The sequence below is a fragment of the Niastella sp. sgz303648 genome (assembly GCF_059587045.1).
On sequence record NZ_JCAPSW010000011.1, the window covers coordinates 65,981 to 82,112 of the forward strand.

The following is a 16,132-nucleotide window of genomic DNA, read 5'->3' on the forward strand; positions in this document are numbered from 1 at the left end:
CGCCCGGATGATCCGGTCGGACGGGGTCAATCGTGAAACGGCAATCGGCAATCGTCATCCGACCGCTCCCTACTTGCTCCTTCCTACTCGCTTCTCAATGATCTCACAGGGTTGTTCATCGCTGCTTTGATAGCCTGAAAGCTGATGGTTAGTAAAGTAATGACCAATGCTCCTGTACAGGTTAGTGAAAACACCCACCATGGTATATTGGTACGATAGTCGAACTGTTGCAGCCAGGTATGCATACAATACCAGGCCACCGGAATTGCTATAAAACAGGCTATTAATATGAGCACGATAAAATCTATCGACAGCATTTGCCACAGTCGCGCAACGGTTGCTCCCAATACTTTACGGATTCCGATTTCTTTGGTGCGTTGTTCGGCAACGTAAGAAGCAAGACCAAACAATCCTAAACATGAAATGAAAACGGCCAGTATTGCAAAGAAGGCGGCTAATTGGCCAATGCGTTTTTCGTTATTGAATTTTTTGGCAAAATCCTCGTCAACAAAGTTGGCAACGAATGGAATAGCGGGGTTGTATTTTTTAAACACCCGTTCTATTTTGCTGAGTGCTTCCCGGGCGCTTAACGAAGGATTCATTCTGATGGTGAATACATTTTCCTGATCGGCTGAAATATGAAATAAAGCGGCCCGCACCGGCTTGTAGGGCGATTGCACCAATAAGTCGTCTACGATGCCTATAATGGTATAGGGTTTATTATCCCACTTAATAATTTTTCCTATGGGGTCTTTGATGCCTATAAACTTTGCGGCCGATTCGTTTAAAATAAAAGCTGCCGAGTCGGTAGCATAATCCCGGGAAAAATCACGGCCTTCTTTTATATGCCAGCCCATTGTTTTTCCATATTCGTACGTAACACCGTTATTCGGAAAATCAACACCCAGCGAGGGATCTTTGCCTTCCCAGTCGAAACCGCCATTGGTGTTAAATACTGCCGTGGCAGGACTTGATGATTCTGTCATTTCAGCAATAGCTCCGCTGTTTTTTAATTCGGTTCTGACAGTTTCATAATGTTTGTGAATGTCTTCAGTAGAAGCTACGCTGATCAAACCATTTTTGCTGTAACCAACTGGTCTGTTTTGCGCATAATTAATTTGTTTATACACTACGATGGTTCCAATAATTAAGATAACCGAAATGGCGAACTGCGCTACAACCAGTATTTTCCTGGGTAAAGAAGCATACCGGCCGATGCGATAAGTTCCTTTAAGCACTTTTACCGGATTGAAGGAGGAAAGGAAGAGGGCAGGGTACATGCCGGCAATTAAACCGGTTATTACAGTAAAACACAAACTCGCTAACCAAAACAGGGCGTTATTCCATGGAAGGGTTAATTTTTTTTCTGCAACTGAATTGAAAAAGGGTAATATTAATACTACCAAACATATAGCAAACAGGAATGCAATGGCGGCAATTATAACCGCTTCGCTGAAAAACTGTGAAATGAGCTGTTTACGCAATGAACCGATGGCTTTTCTGATACCTACTTCTTTCGCTCTTTTTTCTGAACGGGCCGTGCTCAGGTTCATGAAGTTGATGCAGGCAAGCAATAAAACAAAAATGCCTATGATGCCAAACATCCATACCGTGTCAATGCGTCCGCCGATGATTACCCCATTTTTAAACTCCGAATACAAATGCCATTTGTTCATGGGATGCAGAAAAACAACTGGTTTATAGCGGCGGTCGTCTTTGCTTACTTTGTTTAGTTTTACATTTTTGATTTTGGCTGATACCTTTTGCATATCTGCATTATCAGCCACCTGCGCAAAGGTTCGGGTAAAGTTACTGCCCCAGGGATCGTTCATTTGTTGCACCCATTTATTTTCCCTTATGTAAAAAGCCCACGGCAAAATGAACTTCAGGTCATTAAATGAGGTGTTATCAGGCAGGTCTTCATATACGCCTGTAACTTTAACCGTTGACTTATTATCGACCTTTATCATTTTTCCAACAGGATCATCGTTGCCAAAATAGGCTTTGGCAACAGATGCTGATAGCATAATGGAGTTTATATCTTTTAATCCGTTGCGTGTACCCCTGATCATTTTCAGGCTCAGCATATCGGTTACACCGGGCTCAAAAGCACTACCGGATTTAAAAAATATTTTATCGCCATAGGCAAGCGTGTGATCATAATTCCAGGTTGCCTGCAATACATGTTTAAAATCGCTTCCATAAACACGACGTATTTCTTCGCCCAATACCGCGGGGTTGGCTTCCTGGGTGCCTATTTCTCCATTGAAAGTCTGGTTTTGCATCACCTGCGCTATGCGCTCATAGTTAGGGAAGTATTTGTCGTAGTTTACTTCATTGTACAGCCACAATCCGATTAGCATGGCCACAGCCATACCTACGGCCAGTCCGCTGATGTTGATGAACGAATAAATCCTGTTTTTTACAAGATTTCGCCAGGCGATGGTGAAATAGTTTTTAAACATGCAATTGATTTATATCGTGAAACGGCAAACGTGAAACGGCAAAACCCCCTGTTCTTTTTTAACTTATCAACTTTTTCAACGTGTCAACTTTTTGTTCCCTACTTCACGCAGGCCTATTGTCCATTGCTTTTTTCTTACTCACTACGTAATGCTTTTACCGGATTAGCAAGTGCAGCCCTTACGGCTTTAAAGCCAACCGACAACCATGCTATGAGCATTGAACAAATTATAGCGATTGCAAAAAATTCAAAGCTTAATGTAATGCGGTAGGCAAAATTGTTTAACCAGGTTTGCATTACATACCACGCTACCGGTACCGCAATAAAGAACGATACTATAATGAGTATGGAAAACTCTTTCGAAAACAATTGCACCAGACTGGCCACCGAAGCGCCCAGCACTTTACGAATACCTACTTCCTTTGTTTTTTGAACAGCCATAAATGAAACCAGTCCGTATAAGCCAAGGCACGAAATAAAGATTGCCAGTCCCGCAAATATTTTATACAGCAGCGACAACTGGCTTTCCTGCTGATAAAATTTGTTGATGTTCTCGTCGAAGAAATCGGCTGAGAATGCATATTCGGGAAAGTATTGGTCCCACAATTTTTGAATGGTTGCACGGGTTTTTTGTAATTGTGCCGATCTGAGTTTAATGGCCGTAAGAGAATAAAATTGTTTATTGGTCAAAATAATCATTGGCTTTACCTGGTCGCGTAATGAGCTTGTTTTAAAATCTTTTACAACGCCAACAATAGGGCACCATTTATCACGGCCCAAACGGATGGATTTACCAATTACATCATTTGCATTAGCTACCTGTAGTTTTTTTACCAGTGTTTCATTGATGACTACTTCTTTGCTGGTATCGCTTTCTGAATAGTTACGTCCTGCGAGTAATTGCAGGCCGAAAGTTTTTATATAATCATCATCGGCAAATTTTAAGCTCACCTGAAACTTTTCGTCGGGCTGGTGATTGTAACTGAAATTGGTCGACCAGTTATTTTCGGAAGAAGGGGCGTCGCTGCTGAAGTTAACCGATTGTACACCGGGCGTTTGCAGCAATTGTTGTTTAAAAGCCTGTAGCCTGGCATGTGAAGCGCTGTCTGAATTACCATTCAGTAACAGAATGGCTTCTTTATTAAATCCAAGATCGGCTTTTTGAATAAAATCCATCTGGCTTACAGCAACAGCTGTAGCAATGATCAATACCTGCGAAATGCTGAATTGCATCACTACCAGGCCCCGGCGTAATGAAACCCCACGTACGCCTGCGTTTGCCAGTTTATTTTTCAATGCGCCAATGGGATTGAACTTCGACATTATAAAGGATGGATATATACCGGCCAGTATGGTTACCACAACGCCAAGTATAACCAGCGAGCTGATGGTTCGTGCTGTAAATACACCAAGCTGCTCCTGAATGGAGGCGATGTGTTTTATATAGGGCAGGGCCACATATACAATTGCCAGCGCTACCAAAACCGACAGGAACACAATAGTTGCGGTTTCGCTCATGATTTGTGCGAACAATTGCAGCCTGTTACCGCCTAATACTTTGCGGATGCCTACTTCTTTCGACCGGTTTACTGCCAGTGCGGTAGATAGATTTATAAAATTCACACAGGCCATCAGTACAATGAAAATGCCTATGAGCGATAACGTTAATAAAGTGGTTTTGCTGGTTATATGGTCACCGAATGTTTCGAACCGGCGATCGAAGTGCATGTCGGCCAATGGTTGCAAAAAGTTCGATTTAACCGAATTGGGACTTATAGATTCGTAATGGGTTTTACTGAAGGTAAGCAGCGCTTTATTTATATCGGCAGCTTTTACGGCAGCGGGTAACAGGGCAAATATCTGATAGCTGCTGCTTGTATTATGCCAGTCGTTGTAAAAGCTAAAGTGTTCCGGATTGTTTTTTAGGGTGATCATTGAAACCAGTTCTGCTATAAGGAAGTCAGAATTGGGCGGTGGGTCCTGTATAATGCCGTTCACTTTTATTGATACCGCATTGCTCAGCAACAGCGTTTTTCCCATGGCTTGTTGCCAGTTGCCAAAATATTTTGCTGCTGTTTTCTGGCTTAGCACTACGCTGTTGGGTTCATTTAAAACCGACGGATCGCCTGCGAGCCAGTTATAATTGAATAGGGTGAAGAATTGCGGTTCGCAAAAATAAATACCGTTTTCTTCAATGAATTTATTGCCAGCCTGGTTACCGGCCGAAGGAACAGTTACCTGACTGCCGTACAGCAGGTCTACAGCCGCGAACTGTATATTTGAAAATTCGGCGCGCAATGCATCGAGCGCAGGCACCGGTATACCTGAGTTATAGGTAATGCCATCGGAGAATTTATCCTGCGTAACTACACGGTAAATATTTTTGTAATTTTTTTGAAAGGTATCATAGCTCAGTTCGTATTGCACCACGATCAATAGCATTAAACTGGCGGCAATGCCTATGGCCAGTCCGGTGATATTGATAACAGAAAAAGCTTTGTTCCGAACAATACTTCTCCACGCGGTTTTTAAATAGTTTTTAAACATATTTATTGGTTCAAAGTTCTTAATCGTGAAACGTGAAACGGCAAACGTGAATAGCCCGCTCTATTTTTTGCATCACCACTTTCTGTTGCCACAAACCATCCGCTATTTAACTACTCACTACGTAAAGCTTTGACCGGATTTCCTATAGCTGCCTTAATGGTTTGAAAACTGATAGTAATTACTGTAATAACAATCGCCAACACAGCCGAAACTATAAATACCGGCATGCCAATGTTTATGCGGTATTCATATTTCTGCAGCCAGTCGTGCAAAAAATACAGCGCTACAGGCGATGCAATTACACAACTGATCAGCACCAGCACTATAAAATCTTTTGAAAGCAATAACCATAATTGCGAAACTGAGGCGCCCAATACTTTCCGTATGCCTATTTCTTTGATCCTTTGCTCTGCCATAAATGCGGCCAGTCCAAAAAGACCCAAACAGGAAATTAAAATGGCCAGCGCTGCAAATATGCCGGCGAGTTTTTCGACCAGCACTTCTATTTCGAACTTGGTGGCATATTCTTCATCGACAAACTGGTAAATAAAGGGGTAAGCCGGATTGTATTTGGTAAAAACCGGCGCCAGCTTTGTCAGGGCTTCCTGCATATTAACGCCCGGGCGCACACGGTACATAATGCTTTTTCCTTCCCGGTCGTGTGCAAATACGGTGGCAGGAACAGGTGCAAAAGGTGACTCCATCAAAGCATCTTTCACTACGCCCACTATTCTTGCTTTTTCGTTGCCATCCCAGTTTATGATCTGGCCCAACGGTTGTTGTAAATTCATTTTTCGAACAGCCGCTTCATTCACAATAACCGTTGCAGAATCTGTTTTCCAGCTATTGGTGAAATCGCGGCCCGATTGAAATGTTATGCCAATCGTTTTGAAATAATTCTCCGATACGCCAATAGCGGCAGTATGTAATACTTCGGCGCCGGCGCTTTTACCGGGCCAGTGATCAATTACCGTATGCGAATACACATCGGTGATAGGGCTTGAGGCAAAAGCGATATTTTCTATCACTCCGGTTTGCAACAGCTCATTTTTTAATGCCGCATAATTCCGGTTCAGGTCGGTGCTCATATCGGTCATCAATAACTGGCCGGCATCATAACCGGTAGGGCGGTTCTTAACATGTTCCAATTGCTGATAAATAATAATAGTGCTTATGATCAGCGCTATAGAACAGGTGAATTGTATTACCACCAGCGTTTTTCTTGACCAGGAAGCCTTACGGCCTGATTGCAGCGTGCCTTTTAACACTTTCACTGGTTTGAATGAAGACAGATAAAAGGCGGGGCGGCTGCCAGCCAGCAAACTGGTTAAAATTATAAATCCGGTCATTATACACCAGAACAGGGAGCTTGTATAAGGAATGATGAGCCAGCTGTTGGTAAGTTCACTAAACCAGGGTAATGATACCTGTACCAACAGCAGCGCTAAACCAAATGCAAATAATGTGATGAGGGTCGATTCGGTCAGGAACTGAAAAATAAGGTGCCTGCGCTGCGAACCGATGGCCTTTCGTACTCCAACTTCACGCGCCCTTTTTTCTGAACGGGCCGTTGAAAGATTGGTGAAATTGATGCAGGCGATAATCAAAACCAGTATGCCTATAATACTGAACATGCGCACATACTCAATTAAGCCTCCGGCAACTTTTCCATTCTCGAATCGGTTATACAATTCCCAGTCTTTGGCCGGTTGCATCATAACCTCAGTAGCCTTCATGGCGTTACTGTTCTTTTTCACGAGATCCCTGATCTTCGGTTCTATCTGCGCATAGGCGATATTGGTTTGAAGCGCTACAAATAACTGAAAGGAGTTGTTACCCCATTGGTGACGGGCTTCTTTTATCCAGTCTGTTGTTTGTTCTCTGTAGCTAAAGGGTATCAGGTATTTAAACTTTAAAAAAGAATTATCGGGAAGATCTTTCAATATACCGGTTACTTTAAGCTCGTGTTTGTTTTCGTAGCGAACGGTTTTGTTAAGCGGGTCATCATTACCAAACAATGCTTTGGCGGTGCTTTCGGTGAGTACGATAGAATAGGGGGCATTCAACACCGCATTGGCATTGCCTTTCAATAGTGGATACTGAAGTATCTTTAAAAAATCATTGCCTACCCGCATGCCGCGAAGGAATAATCTGGCATCACCTACCATCAGGCCGTGTTTATCGCACCAGTCGGTTTCGGCAACATATTTTATTTCGGGGATGTCTTTGCGTAACAGATCGGCCAGCGGCAGACTGGTGCCATTCATGGTACGCACCGATCCTTCAATAGTATGGTTCAGCTTTACCTGATAGGCGTTTTGATAACCGGGCAAAAACCGGTTGCTGCTATATTCCTTATATACCCATAATGCAATGATCAGGGTAACGGCCATGCCTGCAGCAAGCCCCAGCGTGTTAATGGCGCTGTAAATTTTATTGTTTACAATATTGCGCCATGCGATTTTTAAATAGTTTTTAAGCATGTTTTAAGGTCTGAGTTCAGTTTGTCTTTTTTCATTCCCCACTTTTCAAACTATTCACCGGATTTGCGATTGCCGCTTTTATTGCCTGAAAGCTTATGGTAAACATAGCAATGAGCAGGGCTGCCAAACCGGCTTCAATAAACATCCACCAGCTGATTTCAATCCTGTAGGCAAACTGGTGCAGCCAACTATCCATGGCCCACCAGGCCAATGGCGCTGCTATAATAGTGGCAACGATAACCAGCTTTATAAAATCTTTTGATATCAGTTGTACAATACTGTTAACGCTGGCCCCCAGCACTTTTCGAATACCAATTTCACGCGTACGTTGTTCCGCGGTAAAAGCCGAAAGACCAAGCAGTCCCAAACAGGATATGAAAATGGTTATAATGGCAAATACATTCAAAATCATACTGGTTTTTTCTTCTGCCTGATACAGTTGTTCAAATTCCTCATCCAGAAAATGATATTCAAACGGAATCTGTGGAAAGAATGAATGCCATACTGTTTGCAAATGAGCAGCAGCTGTTTTTATATTATTGCCCGACACTTTCACCAGCAGTTTGCTAAAATAATTGTATTCAGGGAACAGAATGATCGGCGCAATGGCCTGATGCATTGAAACAAAATTGAAATCTTTCACTACTGCTTTAATTTCTCCCGAACGTCCATTCATGGTTATTTTTTTACCAATCGCTTCCCCGGCTTTCCAACCCAACGCCTTTATCGCCGACTCATTCAATACAAAATGATAGTAGCGTTTATCAAATGGTAAGTCTCCCTCTGCGGGCTGCACCTGTTGTATATCTGCATCGGTTAAATCTGTTCCGGCCACCAGATGAATGCCCATGGTGCTGATAAAATCTTTTTCGATGGGTATGGCGGCAACATTCATGGTAAAACCTGAAGGTTTTCCATCTGCTTTATCCAGTATATAACCGCTTCCTGTATTTATAGGCGAACTATAGGAGGCGCTAACAGAACGGATGGCGGTGTTGGTGAGCAGGTTGTTTTTGAAAGCGTTTAGATTGTTCTTCAGTTTTCCGTTTACATCCATTGTCATTACAAACGACCGGTCGAGCCCAAGGTCTTTATGTTGTATATAGGTGCGTTGTTTAACGACCACGATGGTGCATACAATAAAAAATGAAGAAACTACAAACTGAAAAACGATCAGCGATTTACGTAAAACCAGGCCTCCCGCTTTGGTTGATGAAGACTTTTTTTTGAGCACCTTCAGTGGCTGAAAGGCCGACAAAAACAGGGCAGGGTAGGTGCCTGCCAGAAAGGTAATGGTTATAAATAAAGAAAATAATAAAATAATCAGCCAGCCGGTATTGCCATTAAAATTCAGGTGTAGTGAACGTTCGGTAAGCTGGTTGAAAAAAGGTAGCGCCAGATAAGAGAGTAAAACGCCCAGTACAACTGCAATGAAAGTAATAACAGATGATTCTGTTATGAATTGCCAGAATAACTGCCCTTTGGCGGCTCCGATGGTTTTGCGTATGCCTATTTCCTGAGCGCGTTCTGAAGAACGGGCTGTTGCCAGGTTCATAAAATTAATACAGGCAATCAACAGCAATAAAATGCCCACTACGCCCAGTATATAAACTGAAGTTCCATTGCCCGTAGGTTCAGGGTTATCAGTGGCAGTGGTATATAAATGAACCCGTTTTAGTGGTTCCAGTTCAAACCTTGTATAACCGCCAATTTTAATTTCATCGGCAAAAGCCTGTTTTATATATGAGTCTATTTTTTGCTGAACAACCGGTATATCTTTTTTATTTCGCAATAGAATGTATGAAAAATAATTAGCGCTGCCCCATTCTTCGGTTTTAGAGGCATCCAGAGACGAAAAAGCCGCTACAAAATCAAATTTAACTTGTGAGTTGGCAGGTACATCAGCGGCTATGCCAGTGATCAGCATATCGCGCTTGTTGTTTACCCGCAGTGTTTTGCCAATAGCATTGCCATTGCCAAAATATTTTTTTGCAGCAGATGCAGTGATTACAATCGTATTGGGATCTTTTAATGCAGAAGCCGGATTGCCCTGTAACAAAGGAAAACTAAAGATGGTAAAAAAATCAGCGTCGGAATACAGAAACTTTTTTTCGTTAAAAATATTATCTCCATACTGTACGGCTACGGGACCGTCTGCGCTCCTTATCCTTGTTCCGGCTGTAATTTCGGGGAATGCCCGTCGAAACGAAGGAACGGCAGCGGTAGGCGTTACAGCTGTATTTGCTAACTCACCATCGCCATACCTATATAGCATTTTAATACGGCAAATACGATCGGCTTTGGTATGAAAACAATCGTAACTAAACTCATTGTATAAATACGCAGCTATAAGCAAAAAGCATGCGATACCTACGGCCAGTCCGAGCGTATTAATAGTTGTATATATTTTGTTTTTTACAATGGCTCTGAATGCCGTTTTGAAATAGTTTTTGTACATCTTTTCTGTCTTAGTTCTAAGTTCCTGGTTGCTCGCGCTACGCGCTTCGCTGATGCAGTTGCGCTAAGAGATGCTCTTAGCTTACATTTTTATACTTAACCTTCCACTCGAAGCCTTTACGGTAACAGGAATGCCACCGCCATTTACCGTTCCTGAAATTTCATCTTCATCGGCTTTGCCGGTAAAATTCTTTAATCCTTCGGTTTTGATTTTATTGGCGTATAATTTCAGGTTAAGTCCTTTGTTTTCGGGCAGCGTAAGATTGATATTGCCGCCCGAATTGCTGATGGTTACATATTTCCCCAGTTCTTTTATGTTGGCATTGATGCTTCCTCCGCTGGTTGAGGTTTCAACGCTGCCCGAAAAATCGTTCAGCGATACACTGCCGCCCGATGTATGTGCCGCTAATTCACCCCGGATGCTATTGCAGTTTACCGAACCACCCGATGTGTTTGCTTTGATTGTTCCCTGCAGGTTATCGAGATGCAATGAGCCACCAGATGTCGACAAATCGATAGTGCCATTACAGTTTTCGGCATTGATGCTTCCTCCACTGGTGCTAAGGTCGATATAATTGCTGCAGTTCTTTGCGGTAATGCTGCCACCGGATGTTCTGCCATTTATGGTTCCGTTTACCTGTTCAACGGTAAGACTGCCGCCGCTGGTTTTAAATGTTTGTTTGCCGGTTAGCTTTATTAAATGAATACTGCCTCCGCTGGTGTTTAGATCGGTATTCACCGATTGCGGAACGTATGCTTTGAAAGAAATGCTTAAACTTCTTTTCCAGTTATTGAAACCTTTTTTTGTTTTGGCAATGGCGGTTAGCTGATTATTACTAACAGAAATGGTAAGTTCATAATCTTCATTCAGCCTTTTTTGAATTTCCTCTTTCGACAATGAGCCCAAAATGCCGTTAGATGCCTGCACATACACTTCAATACGTGCTTCTGTGGCCGCCACACCGGTAACGGCAATGCTGCCTCCCGAAGTATTAATAACAGCTTCTTTTATAGATTCATTACGCAACGACCGGGTCATATAAGGTTCTTTGTTTTCACCGGATTGTGCATATACTGCAACAGTTATGATGAGCAGTATGAATAAGGTTGATATTTGTTTCATAGCTATCTTTTAAGTTATAAATTTTAAGTTTCATTCGCTACGCAAGGCTTTGACCGGATTGGCCAGTGCCGCTTTAACAGCCTGAAAGCTTATGGTAATAACGGCAATAAATAATGTAAATAAACCCGCCAGCGCAAATACCCACCAGCTCAAATAAATGCGATAGGTGTACGATTGAAGCCAGTCGTTCATAAAATACCAGGCAATCGGCGAAGCGATAAGCATCCCAATGATGATCAGCTTTACAAAATCTTTAGACAATAATCCGGCCACCTGGGTTACAGACGCGCCCAATATTTTTCGAATGCCGATTTCTTTGGTACGGTTTACGGCTGCCAGTGCGGCAAGTCCAAACAAACCCAAACAAGCCAGGAATATTGATATACCGCCGGCCCAGCCCACAATGGCGCTCCAGCGTTCTTCGGCTTTGTAAAAGCTATCGAATTTTTCATCTACAAAACTGTATTCAAAAGGCTCATCGGTGGCCAGTTTTTTCCATATCGTTTGTATGCCGGCCAGCTTGTTGGCAGGATCACCCGGTTGCAACCGAATAAAAAAGCGGGAAGGCAAAAAGGATGAAGGCTGATAAAACAATTGCGGCCGTACATGCAGGGTAAGTGGTTCAAAATTAAAATTGCGTGCTACCCCGATAATTATTTTGGTTTGGTTTTCGGGTTTCATCATGGTTAACCTCATTCCCACAGCCTCCTGTACGGTAGTACCTAACACCTCCTGCACCACTGCTTCGTTTACAATTACTGAGGTAGCAGTATCTGATGCAAGAGCAGGATTAAAATTTCTTCCGGCTATGAGCTGCATACCCATTACCGGCAGAAAATTATGATCAACGGGGTATTCAAATACCGGTGCAATTTTTCCATGATAATCCTGATAACCCCCGCCCATTAAGCCCTCGTTAGATCCCAAACCCATTACACCTGCAGTTACGCCGGCGATTCCTGCTTTTGATTCAACCGCCTGTTTAAACAGTGGATATATCTTTTGCGTGCTTATGTCTTTGGCATTTACCACCAACACGTTTTCTTTATTGAACCCGATATTTTTTGAACGCATATACGATACCTGCTGCAAAATGACAATGGTAGCAATGATTAAACCGATGGAAAGCACAAATTGCAATGTAACAAGCGATTTGGTGAACAGGTTGGCACCTCCAACGCGTATTTTACTTTTTAATACTTCAATGGGTTTGAATGACGATAATACCAGCGCCGGATAACTGCCGGCCAGCAATCCAACCAATAAGGTTAAACCGGTCAGCAACCAGGTCATTTCGGGGAATTGTTTAAATGAAAATGACAAGGTTTCACCTGAAAGCCGGTTAAAAAAGGGAAGGAGGGTGTAGGCGAGTAATAATCCTGTTACGGTGCTGAGTATACTAAGAATGACAGATTCGGAAAGAAACTGATAAATGAGTTGTTTTCGCAGGCCGCCTATTACTTTTCGTACACCTACTTCTTTGGCACGCCCGGCCGACCTGCCAATGGCCAAAGTTGTAAAGTTGATGCAGGCAATCAGCAATACACCTGCAGCAATGGTTATCAGTATCCAGATATTTTTAGGGTCTCTTCCTCCTTCAATAGCTGGGTTCAGGTGTATATCACGCAGGGGTTGCAACCGGTAACTTACCTTAACCGGCGATTTTTCTTCAGGTTTGGCTGGTTTGTCTTCATCGGGATAATATTTTTTTCGAAACAATGCCAGTCTTTTCGGTTCATGAGCAAGGTTACTGCCTTTTTTCAGCTGTACGTATGCTTCCAGGCCAATGGTCATATACCAGTCGGTATTACTGGCGGCAATAAAATGGGTATTGGCGATATGCTCAAAGCTGGCAAGCATTTCGAATTGTACCGAAGAATTAACCGGTATATTTTCAGCAACTGCGCTGATGGTAAAGGGCTCAAATGCCGAGTCGGTTTTTATGTTGATCGTTTTGCCGGTAACATTGGTGGTGCCAAACAATTGCAGGGCTTTTTCTTTTGTAAGAACCACCTGGTGTGGGTTGTTTAATGCAGCAAAAGCATTTCCATATAACAATGGAAAAGAAAAAACATGGAAAAAAGCGGGATCGGCAAATGTTACGGAAGACTTGAATACTTTATCATCTGCTTTGGCAAGGCAGCTTTCTTTTTTCAAACGGACCGCATATTCCACATCGGCAAAATCTTTTTTCAGGGCAGGGGCGGCCGGCGTGCATATGGAGCCACTGCCTCCTGGTATTCTGTCGTTGCCCTGCCACCATTCAACTACCCGAAAAATGCGATCGCTGTTTTTATGAAACCGGTCGTAGCTGAATTGATGCACGGCATACAACACAAACAGGCTGAAACAGGCAATGCCTATCGATAGGCCGAAGATATTGATGCCCGTGAGTACCTTCTGCTGCGCCAGGTTGCGGATCGCTATTTTGATGTAGTGTTTGATCATTGTTCTTAGTTCCTGGTTCTTAGTTCTTAAATCATTGCCTGAAAGGTTTACCAGAAAGCATACCGGGTTCACGGCAATTGAATGTCAACGAGTTTTATATTGTGATCTACGAAGTTGTTCGTTAACGGTACAGCCTGTGTACGGTTTTGATACATAGGGCAGGGAAGAAGGTTACTCACTACGTAAAGCTTTGACCGGATTAGCCAGCGCTGCTTTGATCGACTTAAAACTTATCGTGAACAACGCAACCAATACAGCAATGCAGCCTGCTGCAATGAAAATCCAGCCATTTAAACGAATGCGATAGGCAAAATCCTGCAGCCATTGGTGCATGGCCCAGTATGATAATGGAAATGCCAGTATACAGGCGATGAGTACCAGCTTTATAAATTGTTTCGACAGCATGGCATTGATTTGGGTGGCTGTTGCCCCCAGCACTTTGCGTATACCGATTTCTTTGGTGCGTTGTTCGGCGGTGTAGGTGGCCAACCCAAATAAACCCATGCAGGCAACCAATATGGTTAAAGCGGCAAAAATATTCAGAATGCGACCGGTTTTTTGTTCCGCCGCATACGTTTTGTTATATAGCTCGTTCATGAAAGTATACGAAAACGGTTCTTCGGTATTAAAGGCCGCCCATTGTTGTTTTATGGTCGCCAGCAAACCCGCAACGTCTTTTGTTTTGATCTTTACAATTAAACCTGTTTCGGGTTTCAGTACCATCAATAAAGGCGTAATGGCTTCATGTAACGATCTGAAGTGAAAATCTTTTACCACGCCGATCACCGTATACGGTACATTCTGCCCTCTGTCAGTATGCTCTCTGATTATTCTTTTTCCCACGGCGTTGTTTCCCCAGCCAAAAGCTTTTGCCGCCGTTTCATTAATGATCATGGCCTGCGAATCGGTTGGCATAGCGGCCGAAAAATTTCTGCCGGCTGTTATTTCCATTCCCAGCGTGGGTATATATTGCTCATCAATTTTATATTCCAGTGTTTTCATTAATTCATTATCCCTGCCTTCGGGCCAGGCCAGTGAATTATTGTTAAAGCTGGGGCCGGCAGGCTTGTAACCCGAAATGGTTGCATTGATCACACGCGGATCGTTCAGCAATTGATTTTTGAATACTGTTTCATTTTTACCAAGCGCCCAGGTATTGTTCAGCACCAGTAACTGGTCTTTATCATAACCGATCTTTTTGTTTTGAATAAAATGCATTTGTTCATATACAACGATGGTACCTGTAATTAAACAAACTGAAATAAAGAATTGAAAAACCACCAGTCCGCTTCTTAAACTATAACTTTTGTTAACGGTGGTGAATTTGCCTTTGAGGGCTGCAATGGGTTTAAACGACGACAGAAAGAAGGCAGGATACAATCCGGCCAGTATGCCCACCATAACGCTCAAACCGGTTAATGCGGCCAGTGGTTTGATACCGAAGCTGAAGGTTAAATTTTTTCCCGACAGTTCATTAAATACCGGCAGTGCCAGCTGAATAAGCACTGCAGCAATAATTAAGGCAATAGCGGTTATACATACCGATTCCAATAAAAATTGTTTAACAAGATCGGCTTTTCGCGAACCCATTACTTTTCTTACGCCTACTTCTTTTGCCCGTTTGGCAGCGCCGGCTGTACTGAGGTTGATGAAGTTGATACACGCTATCAGCAACATAAACATGGCCACAGCGCTGAAAATGTATACATATTTTATATCGCCGCCTGCTTCAAATTCTGAAATGGTATTCGAGTGCAGATGTATACTTGTTAATGGCTGCAGGGCAAAACCCAGTTCATTGCCCTGGGTACGAAACTGCGCCAGACTTAATCCCATCGCTTGCTGTATCTGCGGCCCCATGTATTTCTCTACCATGCCCGGTAGCTGAGCTTCTAATTTTTTGTAATCATATCCATCCTGTAATACCAGGTAGGTAAAGTAATTCGACGACATCCATGAGTTGCTTTTTTCATCGGGATCAGATGTAAGAGAGCCGAACATGTCGAAATGAAAATGTGAATTAGATGGAATTTTATCAAATACGCCGGTAACTATAAACGGTGGTACATTGTTCTCTTTTTTAAAATGGATCAGTTTACCAATAGGATTTTCGTTGCCAAAAAGCTGTTTTGCGGTTGCTTTTGAAAGTACAACGCAATTCGGCTGAAGCAAGGCGGATTTGGCATCGCCCTGTATAAATGGAATAGTAAAAACATTGAAGAAGTTCGAATCAACCAATGCCAGTGATGCATCGCTGAAAAGTTTTCCATTCAGGTCAATTCGCGGATGACCCATGGTATGTAAACGCGTAACTTCTTTTACTTCGGGATAATCGCGTTTCAATGTGCGTGCAACCGGTGGCATTACATTGCTTTCGCTTATTTTGCCGCCATTGATGCTGGCTTTAAAAATAATCCGGTATATATTGTTCGCATTAGTATTAAAGCGGTCGTAACTCAGCTCGTCCTGCACAAACAATATAATAATAAAACACACGGCAATACCGATCGACAACCCCAATATGTTGATTGTCGAAAAGCTTTTGTTTCGCATCATGCTTCGAAAAGCGATCCTGAAATAATTTCTGAACATGTGTTTTGTTTTAAGTTA

The 16,132-nt window shown here is 42.8% G+C and carries 7 protein-coding genes; all 7 read right to left on the reverse strand.

All coding sequences use genetic code 11. The annotated features are described in order from the left end of the window. Positions 1–83: 83 nt before the first annotated feature. The gene (locus tag AC59IL_RS27285) at positions 84–2,465 is read right to left on the reverse strand and encodes an ABC transporter permease (protein WP_496555395.1); all 2,382 of its coding nucleotides are present in this window, start codon (positions 2,463–2,465) and stop codon (positions 84–86) included. 134 nt (positions 2,466–2,599) lie between these two features. After that, on the reverse strand, positions 2,600–5,011 hold the full coding sequence (locus AC59IL_RS27290; RefSeq protein ID WP_496555396.1) for an ABC transporter permease: 2,412 nt from the start codon (positions 5,009–5,011) through the stop codon (positions 2,600–2,602). 110 nt (positions 5,012–5,121) lie between these two features. After that, the gene (locus AC59IL_RS27295) at positions 5,122–7,494 is read right to left on the reverse strand and encodes an ABC transporter permease (RefSeq protein WP_496555397.1); all 2,373 of its coding nucleotides are present in this window, start codon (positions 7,492–7,494) and stop codon (positions 5,122–5,124) included. Between the two features lie 31 nt (positions 7,495–7,525). Continuing rightward, entirely contained in the window at positions 7,526–9,952 is a 2,427-nt protein-coding gene (locus AC59IL_RS27300) for an FtsX-like permease family protein (protein ID WP_496555398.1), read from the reverse strand. 81 nt (positions 9,953–10,033) lie between these two features. Continuing rightward, a complete protein-coding gene (locus AC59IL_RS27305) occupies positions 10,034–11,074 on the reverse strand; it encodes a DUF4097 family beta strand repeat-containing protein (protein ID WP_496555399.1) in 1,041 nt (346 codons plus the stop codon). Positions 11,075–11,104: 30 nt separating this feature from the next. Then, on the reverse strand, positions 11,105–13,522 hold the full coding sequence (locus AC59IL_RS27310) for an ABC transporter permease (RefSeq protein WP_496555400.1): 2,418 nt from the start codon (positions 13,520–13,522) through the stop codon (positions 11,105–11,107). A gap of 171 nt (positions 13,523–13,693) precedes the next feature. After that, on the reverse strand, positions 13,694–16,114 hold the full coding sequence (locus AC59IL_RS27315) for an ABC transporter permease (protein ID WP_496555401.1): 2,421 nt from the start codon (positions 16,112–16,114) through the stop codon (positions 13,694–13,696). Positions 16,115–16,132: the final 18 nt, after the last annotated feature.

Coding starts and splice junctions, on each gene's coding strand:
- AC59IL_RS27285 (WP_496555395.1), bottom strand. CDS start 2,465: ATGTTTAAAAACTATTTCACCATCGCCTGGCGAAATCTTGTAAAAAAC.
- AC59IL_RS27290 (WP_496555396.1), bottom strand. CDS start 5,011: ATGTTTAAAAACTATTTAAAAACCGCGTGGAGAAGTATTGTTCGGAAC.
- AC59IL_RS27295 (WP_496555397.1), bottom strand. CDS start 7,494: ATGCTTAAAAACTATTTAAAAATCGCATGGCGCAATATTGTAAACAAT.
- AC59IL_RS27300 (WP_496555398.1), bottom strand. CDS start 9,952: ATGTACAAAAACTATTTCAAAACGGCATTCAGAGCCATTGTAAAAAAC.
- AC59IL_RS27305 (WP_496555399.1), bottom strand. CDS start 11,074: ATGAAACAAATATCAACCTTATTCATACTGCTCATCATAACTGTTGCA.
- AC59IL_RS27310 (WP_496555400.1), bottom strand. CDS start 13,522: ATGATCAAACACTACATCAAAATAGCGATCCGCAACCTGGCGCAGCAG.
- AC59IL_RS27315 (WP_496555401.1), bottom strand. CDS start 16,114: ATGTTCAGAAATTATTTCAGGATCGCTTTTCGAAGCATGATGCGAAAC.